12 protein-coding genes are annotated in these 13981 nt (G+C 56.2%); 7 read left to right on the forward strand and 5 right to left on the reverse strand.

From position 1 onward, the window contains the following. Positions 1–9: 9 nt before the first annotated feature. Positions 10–1542, reverse strand: a complete 1533-nt coding sequence (locus ASE69_RS20280; protein ID WP_056490819.1) for a glycosyl hydrolase family 28-related protein — start codon at positions 1540–1542, stop codon at positions 10–12. Between the two features lie 156 nt (positions 1543–1698). Here ASE69_RS20280 and ASE69_RS20285 point away from each other — a divergent pair, with 156 nt between their 5' ends. Then, complete coding sequence (locus ASE69_RS20285; RefSeq protein ID WP_056490822.1) at positions 1699–2829, forward strand: glycosyltransferase; 1131 nt, start codon at positions 1699–1701, stop codon at positions 2827–2829. A 32-nt stretch (positions 2830–2861) separates the two neighbouring features. On the opposite strand, the gene ASE69_RS20290 is transcribed toward ASE69_RS20285, so the two are convergent. The 4 genes from ASE69_RS20290 to gmd are packed head-to-tail and all read right to left on the reverse strand — an operon-like array spanning position 2862 to position 7183. Then, positions 2862–3956, reverse strand: coding sequence for a glycosyltransferase family 4 protein (locus ASE69_RS20290; RefSeq protein ID WP_162236904.1), 1095 nt, complete (start codon positions 3954–3956; stop codon positions 2862–2864). Between the two features lie 20 nt (positions 3957–3976). After that, positions 3977–5236: a hypothetical protein gene (locus ASE69_RS22450; protein WP_162236905.1), complete on the reverse strand. Its 1260-nt coding sequence runs from the start codon at positions 5234–5236 to the stop codon at positions 3977–3979. Between the two features lie 58 nt (positions 5237–5294). Further along, positions 5295–6146 (reverse strand): GDP-mannose 4,6-dehydratase, encoded by an 852-nt coding sequence (locus ASE69_RS20300; protein ID WP_056490832.1) that lies wholly within the window; start codon positions 6144–6146, stop codon positions 5295–5297. After that, positions 6146–7183: a GDP-mannose 4,6-dehydratase gene (gene gmd, locus ASE69_RS20305; protein ID WP_056490836.1), complete on the reverse strand. Its 1038-nt coding sequence runs from the start codon at positions 7181–7183 to the stop codon at positions 6146–6148. The genes ASE69_RS20300 and gmd overlap by 1 nt, the downstream gene beginning before the upstream one ends. Positions 7184–7444: 261 nt before the next feature. Here gmd and ASE69_RS20310 point away from each other — a divergent pair, with 261 nt between their 5' ends. The 6 genes from ASE69_RS20310 (at position 7445) to ASE69_RS20330 (ending at position 13971) form a co-directional block, all read left to right on the forward strand. Further along, the gene (locus tag ASE69_RS20310; RefSeq protein WP_056490839.1) at positions 7445–8938 is read left to right on the forward strand and encodes an oligosaccharide flippase family protein; all 1494 of its coding nucleotides are present in this window, start codon (positions 7445–7447) and stop codon (positions 8936–8938) included. A gap of 53 nt (positions 8939–8991) precedes the next feature. Next, on the forward strand, positions 8992–9555 hold the full coding sequence (locus ASE69_RS23290) for an acyltransferase (protein ID WP_156362440.1): 564 nt from the start codon (positions 8992–8994) through the stop codon (positions 9553–9555). Between the two features lie 273 nt (positions 9556–9828). Beyond that, positions 9829–10758 (forward strand): glycosyltransferase family 2 protein, encoded by a 930-nt coding sequence (locus tag ASE69_RS20315; protein WP_056490842.1) that lies wholly within the window; start codon positions 9829–9831, stop codon positions 10756–10758. 12 nt (positions 10759–10770) lie between these two features. After that, positions 10771–11916 carry an NAD-dependent epimerase/dehydratase family protein gene (locus tag ASE69_RS20320; protein ID WP_200924214.1) on the forward strand — a complete coding sequence of 382 codons (1146 nt, stop codon included), beginning with the start codon at positions 10771–10773 and terminating at the stop codon, positions 11914–11916. Between the two features lie 286 nt (positions 11917–12202). Continuing rightward, on the forward strand, positions 12203–12493 hold the full coding sequence (locus ASE69_RS20325) for a hypothetical protein (RefSeq protein WP_056490849.1): 291 nt from the start codon (positions 12203–12205) through the stop codon (positions 12491–12493). 110 nt (positions 12494–12603) lie between these two features. After that, positions 12604–13971 (forward strand): O-antigen ligase family protein, encoded by a 1368-nt coding sequence (locus ASE69_RS20330; RefSeq protein ID WP_056490851.1) that lies wholly within the window; start codon positions 12604–12606, stop codon positions 13969–13971. Positions 13972–13981: the final 10 nt, after the last annotated feature.

A 13981-nucleotide genomic window follows, 5' to 3' on the forward strand; every position in this document is an offset into this window, starting at 1 on the left:
CGTCTTTATTCATCGGGCTTTGGCCAGGTTGGCCAATGGCCCCGGGTCGATCATACTGGCATCACTAATGGTTGCATGATGAAGAGTTAGTTGATCACCAGGGGCCGCCTGCATGAGAAGCTCCACCGTCGAAAAGCTCGTGAACTCCACTGGTACGTCAACTTTAACGTAGGTTCCCACCCCGCTGGTTGCTGGCAACGTTCCGATGAAACGCCACGGTGACCGTGAGACTGTGCCACTTGTAAATCTTAGCTGCACAGGTCGGGTCGCCGCATAAAGGATTATCAGATAGGCGGCCCCTTGATGGCGGGCCTCGCTTGTGTTTGCTAACGGGGCAGCAACCCCTACCAAGGGATTAGGCCCGGTCACTGCGGTGCATCGGACCGCACGCGCATCTCCAACACTTTTTTCGGTAATGGCTGTATTATTGGCGGTCGCCTGCCAGTTGCGGCCCAGTGTGGGAGCAAAAACCCGAATAGGCATGGTGCCTAACACATCTCCCTGAAAAAACGGATCACCACCTAGCTTGATCTGGGTGTCGACGTCGCGAAACGTGACTTTGCCGGCGCCTTGCCCCGCTGAAGCAGGAACGGCGACGAGCCGGTCAAGCGTACCGAACTGCTGCCCACGCAGCGCGCTGCCCGTAACAGTGACCGTCCCGCCTAAGGGAACGATACCAAACCGGTCTACACTATGACCTACGAAGAACGTACCGCCCCGGATCGACACGGTTCCGCCACTTCTCAGGACATCACCACCGATTGCCTCACCAAGATAGCAGGTGTCGAAACTTGCTGTGGCACCCGGCGCGACCACAACGCCGTGACCGTCTCCAAATTCGATGTCGCACCCTTGAAAAAGAAGCGCATCGTTGCCGTCCTTGGCGGTTCCACCAGCCCCAATGTCTAGATGCACAGAGCGCGAAGCGGTAAAGCTGCACCCCTGCCAAATGCTGCTGTGATTGGCACCGCGCAGCCGCCAACCAACATCGGTCGCACGGGTTCGACAATTCATTCGGCGCCCCAGCCAGGAGTCCACCTCGTCTATCCCAACGTCGCATCTCTCCACAGCTAGCGTGTCGAAAACGGTGCGGTGACGGTAACGAAGGCGTACTCCCGCCTTGGCTGCCCCATTGCCGTCAAGCGTCAGACCGAACAGGTAAAGCGGACTGTCGATGATGTCGTGCTCTTCCTGCGCATTAAGGAGACATGTCAGCGGCCCGGCGGCTCGCAATATAGTGTGGCCGACCGGATCTCCGAGGAGACCGATATACCGTCCCCTCAGGTCAAGTGGCGTACTTAGGAGTGCCGTGCCCGAAGGCAGCACCAGCGAACGGCGTTGCTTTGCAGCCGCGTCGATCGCCCGCTGCAGCGGGACCGCATCGTCCGAGCGGCCATCGAACCGGACGCCGAACTCGCGTACGTTCAGTGCCTCGGTGGACAGCGCTTGAACCGTATCGCGTGCGAGCAGGGCTTGAACCGGAACGACCGTGGCGCCGGTTGCGGCGCGGAGCAGGTCACGTCGTTTTAATTGGTCTAACATGGCTGGCATATGCACACTCTCAGTAAGCGGTAAACCGTGGCGGCGGCTCTGTTGCAATCGGCGGTGGGCCTACATACAGCCGCCCCTCACCATCTATGCCAGCCAACCAGCGCCTGCGGTTGCGTTGTTCGATTAGATAAATCAAGGGTTGCCGCCATGTCTGAACCGCTCCGCGTTCTTCAACTTGCGAAGCATTTCGATCCCGACACCGGAGGCATCGAAACCGTGACGCTAAACATCAGCGAAGTACTGCTCCAGCATGGCATACAGGCGGACGTGCTGTGTACGGAAGTGAAGGGGCCATATCAGGAACGTGAGCGAGGCTATCAGGTGCGACGGTGCCAGGCTGACGTGGCGTTCGGCAACAAGCGCCTGTCCTGGCAATATATCACGGAGGGAAAGCGCCTAGAGCGTGATTACGATTGCGCGATCGTGCATATGCCGAACCCGCTGGCGGTGCTGGCCGCGCTTAGCTGGCACAAACCCCTTATCGTGCTTTGGCACGCCGACATCCCGCAGTTACCAATTCGCTGGGCAACCACGCCGCTCGATAATCGCTTACTGAAAAAGGCCGCAGCGGTGGTCGGGCCGACGCCGATCCATCTGGCTCAATCGCACCGGGCAGATGCAATTGAGTCCGGCAAAATTGCCATTATTCCTTATCCGTTTGATCGATCGCTCATTCCGGTCGCAACCTGCGCTACTGGTTTCGCCGAGCGATTGCAGGCATTCCGGCGCGGTCGTGCGATGTCAATTTCGGTGGGGCGACTTGTACCCTATAAGGGTTTCGAGGTGCTCATCGACGCAGCGCGCGAGTTCGGCGACGACTTATGCGCGATCATAGTCGGTAAAGGCCCTCTGGCCGACGAATTGGCCGCTCAGATTAAAGCGGCGGGCGTGGAAGATCACCTGATGATGGCCGGCGCGTTGTTGCCTGAAGAGCTCGCTGATGCGTTCGCTCAGGCAAGGATGGGCTGTATGCCGTCAGTCACCGCGGCAGAAATGTATGGTGTGGCGCAGGTCGAGAGCATGGCTGCCGGGCTACCGATGGTTTCCACGGAAATTCCTCGTTCCGGCGTTTCCTTCGTGAACAAGGACGACCAGACCGGGCTGGTTGTGCCTCTGCGTGATCCGCACGCGTTGGCGACTGCCATGTTGCGGTTGGCGAATGACGAAGCGCTTTGGCAAAGACTGCACGAAGGCGCCCTTCGATCAGTCACGGAGGAGCACGACCGTACGTCCGTGGGCAACCGTTATGCGCAGCTCATTCGGGATGTTTGCCAGTAGTCGAAGCCTTAAGCGCAACCCACGGCCTGAACTCACCCAAAAGATGGCGCCGCCCCGCCAAGCAGAATATCCAACATTTCACGGGCCGTCTTCTCCCACGTGAACCGCTGCTGATTCTGGAATCCTATTTGTCGCAACGCCTCTCTCGTCGTCGGGACATCGATCAACTCAGCGATCGCCGCCTTGATCTCGGTCACCTTCGTCGGATCGAAGTAAAGCGCGCCTTGGCCACCCACCTCGGGCAGGGCACCACGATCCGATGATATCACCGGTGCGCCAAAGGCTTGCGCCTCCAGCACCGGCAGCCCGAAGCCTTCGCATAACGAAGGAACCGCGACGCATAGGCATTGCCGGTAGAGCGTGCCGAGCTCCTCATCGGAAACATTACGTCGACGCACCACCCAGTTACTCGCATCATGCTGCCTGATGGTCGCTTCCAAAATGCCTTCGGGGTCCTTCCCGACATGAACCAGGGTGAGGTCGGGATATCGATGTCGCAGCTCGCCCACGGCAGCCACCAAGGGCCCGGGATTCTTGTTTCCCGTCAACGCCGCAACGAGAAGCACGAAGCGGGTAGGCGCGGCCTCGCTTGGAGGAAGCGAGAGCGGTCCCGGCAGCCGGTTGGCCATGGGAACGACGGAAATTTTGTCCGTGAGATCCGGGAAATGCCGCAGCAAATCGCGCATTGTCGACGCGGCGGTAGTCACCACTCGCGTACTCCTGCGGCAGCAGTATGCCACGAAGACCCGAAGATAAAGTCGCTGCGGACGTGGAAGAAGATCCGGGATCACCAAGAAGTAAGGGTCGTGGACCGTCGTGACGATCATCCGCGCTCCGCGGACGGGACCGGTGAACGCAGGATTTAGCACCGCATCGACCTTGTCGCGTCGCAACATTCGAGGCAGGCAAAGTTGCTCATTCAGAACGCGCGCTACACGACCATCCTGCCCCGCGACGGCTCGCAACTCCACGCCTTCGATTGCAACGAAATGATTTGCCGCAGATGGTCGGCAATAAACAAGTAAGCGATTGTGCCCGCCCTGCTCTCGATTAATTTGGGCAAACCATTGCACCAGTTGCACGGTGTAGTGGCCGATGCCCGACAGGCGTCCGGCCTCCACGATCATCGCATTGACGGCTATAACAGTCATATCGTCGAAACCAGTGCGCTTCCAACTTTGGCCCTCTGCTTCAATATCAGGTAAATCACCCCCGATATCATGAGCACGAAAGTCCCGGTAAAGTAGTTCGTTCCTCGAACAAACAGCTCTACCAAATATCCTATTATACATGCTCGAGCGAATAATTCGCCGTCTGGCATATCCCTCAGGCCATTTTTCGCCATTTTAAGCCCCGCAAATGCCTTGCAGACGAAATATAGGTAACTAAAAACAAGAATGCCGCCAATGATTCCCATTTCGCTTATTACTTTGGATAGCACAAAGCCGCCATCCTGCAGGTTCAGATCGAACCCCAACAGCGCGTTTATGCGGACCGACGCCGGTACATTGGTGTACACGACACCCAACTGCTGAAAGCCCAATCCCCAATTATGCGTCCGAGATATAGACTCTTGTAGCATTTGCCATCCTTGCACATAGACCAAGGACGACAGATTGGAGCTATTGGCCCAGTCGAAATCCAGTCTATCCGTATAATAGGTAAGATCCAGACTAGCCAAACTCATGATGATAACCCCGATGCCAACTGTAAACCACGATAGTGGCAGGCATACAACAGCGGCCAAACCACAGGCGGCAATGATCGTAAGGTTGCTAAGAAGGTATCCGAGCGTCAGAAATACGCCGAGAATAGCCAGCCTGACAGGGGTCGAAGTTCGTAGCAGCGTAAAAATGAGGAAGGCCGGCATCGAGAATCCGAGAAACGACGGCTCGGTATAAGGAAAGGTGGGCTTGGAGCCGAGAGTAGGTGATGGTGGCTGTAGCTGTAGAAGCGACAAGATTGCGATCAGGACGAACATTCCACACATGACCTTCACAATCATGTCGAGCTTGTTGTCGCCGCCCATCACGCCCTGACATACCGCGGGTACGGACAAAAGGATCAGCCCCATCAGTGCGATCGAAAGCAAGGCACGGCCAAAATCGAATCCGGGATCACCGTCGATCGCGTAAGCGATCAGCAGATGGGTCACGACGACGAAAACAACCGCGAGAGTGATGGCTAGAGCACTTTGAACGTCGCCAGCACTTAACTTTATCTGCCTCATTCCGACCAGCAGGATCGCGAAGACGGATATTAAAGCCGTCCCTGTGGCGAACGACAGACCCTGGACGAAAAATCCCAATGCACCCGGCACGAACAGCAGACCGGCGAGCAGGACGGCAGTCCAGAGTGATTGCACGGTCGTATGCGGCGACCGGCTTGCTGATTCAATAGGTATCAAGGTCGTCCTCGTCCCGCCATCGGCTTGCATTGCAAAAGTCTAATGAGCATTGATGACGTCAATTGCTTGCCGCTTCATACATCCACGTCAGCGTGTCGGCTAACGAAGGAATGGCCCAATCCGGCAGGGTGACACGCAGTCGGCCGGCATCGCCACCCAGAACGGCAACGTCATTGACCCGGACGAACTTGGGATTGACCACTATCTCGGGACAGTAGCCACTGATCTGCGTCATGATCGACAGAATATTGTCAATCGAATGGACGACCCCGGTACAAATGTTGAGCAGCTCGGGCGACGATGTCGCGATAGCAAGCCGTGCATAGGCATCGGCAACCGCCCGGACATCGCCGAAGTCGCGCTTCACGTACAGATTTCCGAGTTCGATAACGGGGGCACGGCGGCGAAAGTGGTCGACGATCTTCGACACCAAATAATCGGTATGTTGACCAACGCCGGTGTAGTTGAACGGCCGGGTTACGACGAGGTCCAGCCGATCGCGCCACCGCATCGCACCCAGCTCCATTGCCAGCTTGCTGACGGCATAATGGTTGGCGGGAGCGGTTGACGCGGTTTCCCCGATCAACCCTTCCGCGCCCGGACCATAAACTTGCGCACTGCTCGCCAGAATACAACGCAGGCCTGGCCGCCTGCGCGCGAGGACATCCAACAGATGGAATGTACCAAGCTGGTTTACCGCGTAAAAAGCCTCCCAGTCCGACTGATCGACGAAGGCCCGTGCCGCCAGGTGGATGAGCCGGTCACACTCCATCGTATCGACCGCTCGTTCTATCGCGGCCGGGTCACGAAGATCGGCGCGCAACGGCACACAGGTCGCGCCGTGGCGCGCGAGCGCGGCGGCAACGAAGCGCCCCGTGAAGCCGTCGGCACCAGTGACTGCAACCCGCATCAGAACGACCAGCCGGCCTTGTTGCGACGCATGTCAGCTTCCATCATCAGGCGGGCCAGTTCCTCAAGCTGAACTTGGGGCTCCCAGCCCAGATCCATTTTCGCCTTGGCAGGATCACCGATAAGTAGTTCCACCTCGGCAGGCCTGTAAAATTGCGGGTTCACACGAACCATCGTCTTGCCGGACTTGCGGTCGATGCCGATCTCGTTTTCTTCGCGTCCGGACCAGTCGAGTTCGATCCCGACATGGCTGAATGCCAGTTCGACGAAGGTCCTGACCGGCTCGGTCCTGTTGGTAGCCAACACGTACGTGTCGGGCGTATCGTGCTGGAGCATCAGCCGCATGCCTTCGACGTAATCTTTAGCATATCCCCAGTCGCGCTTGGCATCCAGATTGCCCAGTTCGAGCAGCCCGGCCTTGCCCAGAGCGATCTTGGCAACGGTATCGGTAATCTTTCGAGTCACGAATTCGCGACCTCGAAGCGGGCTTTCGTGATTAAAAAGAATGCCGCTGGTACCAAATATCCCGAAGCTTTCCCGATAATTGACCGTCAGCCAGTGAGCATAAAGCTTGGCCACGCCATAAGGACTGCGCGGGTAAAAGGGTGTTGTCTCAACCTGCGGAATAGCCTGAACCTTGCCGAACATCTCAGACGTCGAGGCCTGATAGAAGCGGATCGCCTTGTTAACGGTGCGGATGGCTTCGAGAAGATAGGCTGCGCCAAGCCCGGTGATCGTCCCTGTGGCGATCGGTTGATCGAAGGACACACCAACAAAGCTCTGTGCTGCAAGATTATAAACCTCGGTCGCCTCGGACGTCTCGATCAGGCGGATGGCCGACCCCATATCTGTCAGGTCGTATTCGACCAGCTTCAAATTGGGATGATCGCTGATCCCGATCTCATCGATCCTCCAAAAGTTGACCGAGCTTGTGCGCCGATACGTTCCATAAACCGTGTACCCGCGTCCGAGCAGGTTTTCGGCAAGATAGGCGCCATCTTGGCCACTGATGCCTGTGACAATTGCAGTTTTGGTCATTTCATTCTCTCTTTTACGCCAGCGCTCTTGGCGACATCCGGCGGCTTTCGATCAGGCGTGTAGCGAGGCACGCCAGCCATATCCAGCAGGGTCGTGCGATGCTCGCATGTTACAAAGCGGTCAGGGGTCTCGGTCAAACCGTGGGTTGAAGGTCGTTCGAACGGTCAGTAAGAGCCTCCGCTCGGCATTGCCGTCGTCATGCATCAATGCCTCCCTGCTTGCACGCGCTGAATCGTTTGCGCTGCACACACGAAAGATATCATGTCGCGCCTTGCTCGTAACGCGGTCTGGAACATTGTCGGTGGCATGTCGACGGCGATTGTCAGCGTCGCGCTGCCACCATTCCTGGCGCGGCTGATTGACCGCGATTCCTTTGGGGCTTGGGCTTTGGCGCTCCAAATTGCCGGCTACATTAATTTATTGAACTTCGGTATGCAGGTCATTGTTGGGCGCCTTGTCGCCCAGGCTGATGCGATGGATGACCGCAAACGACGCGATCGGGTTGTTGCTACATCATTCGTCACTTTGGCGGTTGCTGGCTTGATAGGCGTCGCTGTCTTAGCTGCAATATCGCTCAGACTCGACCTTGTGGTGCCTCAAGCACCTCAAACACTCCGGCCGCAGATAGCTATTACTATCGTGTTTCTTGCACTTGCATATGCGGTTCAGTTACCCGCCTCCGTCTTTGGCGGCGTGTTCATTGGGCTTCAGCGCAATAGCATGTATGCTAATGGCCTAATGGCAACTAGAGTTTTGACTTTCGTTGCAGTTCTAATAGTTGCATATATTTCGCAAGATCTGGTCATGATGGGAATCGCTTGGTTCGTTGCATCGATAGTCGGTGCAATGTACACAACCTATATATGGCGGCGCTATAGCCCACAGCCACGGCTTTCTATTTTTGACTTTAACAGATCAACTTTGTGGGAGTTAAGCCGTGACGGTTTTGCATTCACAATTTGGAATCTGGCTATGCTAATGGTTTCAGGTTTCCAGCTCCTGATTGTCGCCAGGGTCGACTTCGCAGACGTTGGCGCATTCGCTGTGTCTTCTTCTATAGCACTGTTTATTTCCGGTATCATGCAGGCTGTCTGCAGTACGCTGGTGCCCCATATATCAAGCCTCATGACGCTCGGTGAACACTCGCGCGTTGAACGCTCATTGCGGGATGTGACCGCAACAAGCGTCCTTTTATCATCGGCTATGTCGATTTGCCTGGTCAGCATCGCCAGTCCGCTGATGGGGCTATGGATGGGCAAGATATCTACTAGTCAAAGTGGCCTTATCCTAGTCCTGCTTGTGACTGCACAGGCAATACGGAATGCAATGATGGCCTATGTAATGGTCGCGATTGCACTGGGCCTTCAACGCCGCATGCTGCTTACACCGATCATAGAGGGCGCGTCGTCGTTGGGCTTGAGCTTGTTTTTCGGCCAAAGGATGGGGGCAGTTGGCGTTGCCGTCGGCATGTGTGGCGGTGCGGTGATCGGAACGGCACTCCTCGCCACACAGAACGTGGTTAAAAGGGCGGTGCCAAGTTTCAACATTGTCGGGTACGTAACACACGATGTCATTCGGCCGATCAGTGGTTTCCTTATCACTGCAGCATGCGCCATCGCGTTGACGCAGAATCATCACCAAAGCCTACTATATGTGCTAGCGATGATTGCATCCGGGCTTTTCGTCTCAACGGCCATGTCTTGGTACGAACTTAAGAGCGCAGCATCGCTACTCGTAAATTGGCGACGAACCTAATCTGTGCCTTATTTTTTGATAAGCGCAAAACTAAATGCTGTGTGGATAGATCAGTGAACATTGTAGGCACGCTCAAGCGATTCGTTAAACGGCATAGGTTTGTACCGAAAGGGGCAGATTTTGGCGTTGATTCCTTTGTTCGTCGCCCTTGGCTATGGTTTAATCGTGACGCTATTAAAGTCGGTAAGAATGTGTTTATCGGACGTGAAAGCGTCTTTCATCCTGTGACTAATTATGCCGGCGTAAGACACACCCCGTCTATTAGCGTCGGCGATGGAACTTATATCGGTGGCTATTGTCAAATTCACGCAATGGGTCGCATAGAAATAGGACCGGAATGCGTATTAAGCGAACATGTATATATTTCAGATATCGCCCACGGTATGCAAATTTTGCCAACGCCTATAATGGAACAGCCGCTCGAGAGTAAGGGGCCAGTTTTGATCGGTCGGCGTGTTTTCCTCGGGTATCGCGTTGCTGTGTTACCGGGCGTTGAATTAGGCGATCACTGTATAGTTGGAACCAACTCTGTGGTGACACGCAGCTTCCCAGCTGGATCCGTCATTGCAGGATCTCCAGCGCGACTTATGAAGATGCGCCCTGGCTTCGATGCTTGATTGCACTATTGTTGATGGGCTGGACTCCTTTGACGCAACTACGCGCGGGCGGAAAATAAACCGTGTTAACGATTTCCAGCGACACCATGTAGTCATATGCCACATTTATCGTGTCGAGTCCGGGTCAGCTATCATTTCCAATCTGACCATTGGGTGGAACTGCATCAACGGTGCGTGTTTTGCATTAGCACGGGACTTTCCTAATGATTTAATGGCTTCGTGTGCTCAGGCTAGGGCCATCAGATTGGGAATGTCTCACAGGGAAAACGCAGCATGATACGGATCGCCTTGGTCACAGTAACCTTTAATGGGGAAACGGTGTGGCCGGAATTCTATGCCAGCTTGGTAGCCCAAAAAGACGTCGACTGGCACCTGATCGTAGTCGACAATGCCAGCAAGGACGGTAGCGTTGCGGCCGTGGAAGCCGCAGCCATGGCCGACCCTCGTGTTACATTGCTCGCCAACACCGACAATATCGGTGTCGCGGCCGGCAATAATCAAGGAACCCGGCTCGCGCTCGAAATGGATTTCGAGCTGATTGCGCTGATCAACAACGACACCTCATTCGGTTCGGGGATGCTTCGTCAATTGGCGCATACGCTTGAACGGGAAAGCGTCGGCGCGGTGTCGCCGTTGATCCCGTTTTACGACGAGCCCGACCTATGTTGGTACGCCGGCGGGCATTTCAGCGGACCGCGTGGCATGCTGAGCCTGCATGACGGAATGGGTAAACCACTTCCTACTACTTCCCGCCCTTTCCAGACCGATTATGCTCCGACTTGCTGCGTCCTGTTCAAAGCGGATGTCTTCAGAACCGTCGGCTTGATGGATGAGGCATATTTCGTTTATTGGGACGATGTCGACTTTTTATGGCGTATGAAAAATTTGGGAGTCATTATTCTAGTCGATCCCAGCGCGGTGATGTTGCACAAAGTCAGTGTGTCTACCGGCGGTAGATTATCAGACTTCAGCATTCGTTTCGGCCATCGCAACCAAATTTACTTCGCGCGCAAGCATTTTGGGTCGCTTTATGCGAGCTATGTGTCCGCGTTCACCACGGTTGTGGGACTTGCCCGGATGGCTGTCGTCGGCGACACGTGGCACCATTTCTGTGTGCGCATGGCGGCCGTTGGCGAGGGGTGGCGCATGTCGTTGCCTCAGCCGTTGTCACTACCATCGAACAGTGATGAATCGATTCTTTGAAGAGGAATGCATGTGAGGATTCTAATCACCGGCGGGGCCGGCTTTATTGGGCGCCGCACTGCGGCTGCCTTGGTGAACCGGGGCGATGACGTCACTCTTTTCGACAACTTCTCGCCTCAGATTCATGGTGACGAGGCGTCGCAAAAAGAGCTCGCGGCGGACTTATCCCAGCGGGCAGAAGTGATCCTTGGCGACGTTCGCGACCGCGACGAGCTTACCAAGCTCGCCAGCCGGCACGATGCCGTTCTTCACTTGGCGGCGGAAACCGGAACCGGCCAGTCAATGTACGATATGGTTCGCTACAATGATGTCAATGTGACTGGCACAGCAGCCCTGCTTGAGGCAGTTACTTCGCCCAAATCCCGCATCAGCAAAGTCGTAGTTGCCTCCTCACGCTCTATCTACGGTGAAGGCGCCTACCGATGCGGTGTGCACGGCCTAGTATTTCCGGCCGATCGTTCACCAGCAGCTTTGGACATCGGTAATTTCGATCCACACTGTCCTGTCTGCGGGGAGCAGATCGCCGTCGCCCCAACTCCCGAACGTGCACCGCTGACGCCAGCTTCGGTTTACGCGGTGACTAAGCTTGCTCAAGAGAACCTGGTGCTCGCTGTGGCCAAAGCGCACGGAATCGCGGCATATGGCCTGCGCTACCAAAACGTCTTTGGCGCAGGGCAATCGCTGAACAATCCTTACACTGGTATCTTATCGATCTTTTCCCGAGAGATGCTTTTCGGACGCCCAATCGAGATTTTTGAAGATGGCCTAGAAAGCCGGGATTTTGTTCACGTGGATGACGTGGTGCAGGCCAATTGTGTAGCTTTAGCCGACACTGCCACCGGGATACGGGCGATCAACGTTGGCACCGGCATTGGGACCTCAGTCAATACGGTCACTGCCGAATTGGCTCGATTGCTGGACTATAAGAATGAGATTCGTATTTCCGGACGGTACCGTGCTGGTGATATTCGTCACAACATCGCGGACGTGACGTTGCTGAAAGCTGAACTTGGCTTACGGTGTGACATTAGCTTTTCGACGGGGTTAGAAGAGTTTGTTGTTTGGGCCAGAACAGAACTTGAGCGCGGGAAAGATAGCGATGGTTATGCAAAGTCACTATCAGAGCTAGCGCAGCGCGGCTTGATGAAGGGCGGCTGAGCGATATATTATCTGGCACTTTCGAGACTTATTCCTGACAGTGCCGGATAGCCTTTTTATTTTTCGACGTGCCTACCTAAGCAGCCCTTACTGGGTTGTCGGGATATATTAAAGCATACAACCAAATTCTATTCTTTATCGTCTTTCCAACCGATTTGACGATGACGCAATACCCAAGACACCGTATTGGCATACCATGGAACAGTTTGACGCATCTCGAACCCGATGGACCCCTAGCTGTCGACACGGCGCCGTCATCGCAATTCTTGCTGCCACAGGGATACTTTTGCTCGACACTGCAGTCGGCGCACAGACGCACACGGTGCGTGATACGGCAACCGCTTACGGCGCGCGGCTCAACGCGAAAGGAGAGCCTGCGGGGCTTAATCCCAACCGCATTAACAGCCGCGCCAATAGCCGGGTCGAGGCGCGCCTGAGTCTCCGCATCGAGCGATACCGCCCGGACAGCACTACCTATCCGGCCACCACCTACGCAGTGCAGCCAACCGACAACGCGCGGATCGGCACTGGGACGACACTCTCGCCCCTGTCTTCAACCACGTCGCGGGGCGAATGAGGCGTCATTGTCACCGACCTCTTCGCTGACAATGACGACGGCATGTGATCACCCTGATGCCCAGCTGCCGAAGCAGTTCCCTTCCGCCGTTCGATGATCTAGGAGCGGGCATGGCCATTTCACGTCAACGGGGCACACGTGTCGACCCCGGCCTCTCCTTCGTACTGCTGGTGGCGCTGCTTGCTATTTTATGGCTGGCAGGGGGAGCCTCGCGTGAAGATGTGACGGGGCAGATCGTCTCTCGCGCCGCGTCCTGGACGGCGATCATGATCGCCGTGTTGTTCGCGCGGCGCCCACGTATCGAGGAGGCGAGGGCGCCGGCGCTGGTGCTGTTCGCCGCAATTTTACTGTGCGTGGCGCAGCTCGTCCCAATGCCACCGGGCATCTGGCGCGCGCTGCCTGGCCGCGCGGCGTTCACCGAATCATTGGTGTCCCCGCCCGATCTGTTGCGGCCGTGGACGCTGGTCCCAGGCGCGACGGTAAACGCGCTCTCCTCGCTCGTTGTGCCGCTCGCAGTGCTGGTACTAGCAACCGGCGTGCGCGAGGAGCAGAAACGCTGGGTTCCTGTCGCGATGCTGGCGGTGATCGGCTTGGCACTACTGGTCGGCCTGCTTCAGTTCACCGGCGCGCAAATTGAGAACCCGTTCGTCAACGGAACGCCGGGTCTAGTCGATGGCATGATCGCCAACCGCAATCATTTTGCGCTGTTCCTAGCCATCGGGCTATTGATTACGCCGGTTTGGGGGGTAGGAGCTGGTAGTGCCTCGCGCGTGCGCGTGCCAGTCGCGGTTGGGGTCGTGTTGCTGCTAGTTCTTACCATATTAGCGTCAGGTTCGCGCGCGGGCATCGTACTTGGTGTAATCGGTCTTATGTTGGGGTTCGCGGTATCGCGGCGGGGAGTGAAATCGGCGCTGCGTCTTTATCCTCGCTGGACACTGCCCGCGATAGGTCTTGGGACTATTGCGCTGATCGCGATCTTCGTGCTCGCGAGCGTTGCCGCGGACCGAGCGGTATCAATCGACCGTCTCATTGATCAAGATACCGGAGCGGACATGCGCGCGCGGGGACTACCAACGGTTCTCGCGATCATCCGGATCTACTTTCCATTCGGGAGCGGATTGGGAAGCTTCGATCCAATTTTCCGGATGCACGAGCCCTTCGCGCTGCTCAAACCAACCTATTTTAATCATGCTCACAACGATTTCCTCGAAATTGTCCTTACGGCCGGACTACCCGGACTATTGGTCCTCATTTGCGCGATCGGTTGGTGGGCGTGGCGCAGCTTGGCAGCATGGCGGGGAGACTCGGTGCTGCCTAAGCTCGGCTCTGCAACGCTGCTGCTAATTCTCCTCGCGAGTATAGTCGATTATCCTGCGCGCACGCCGCTGATCATGGCGGTAGCAATGATCGCCGCGGTCTGGCTCAGCGGCAATCCTGCGCACAAAACACCTTTACCCTCGATAGGGCACAACCTATGAGCCCGCGCTC

Origin of the sequence: Sphingomonas sp. Leaf208, from assembly GCF_001421415.1 — a bacterium.
GTDB lineage: Bacteria > Pseudomonadota > Alphaproteobacteria > Sphingomonadales > Sphingomonadaceae > Sphingomonas.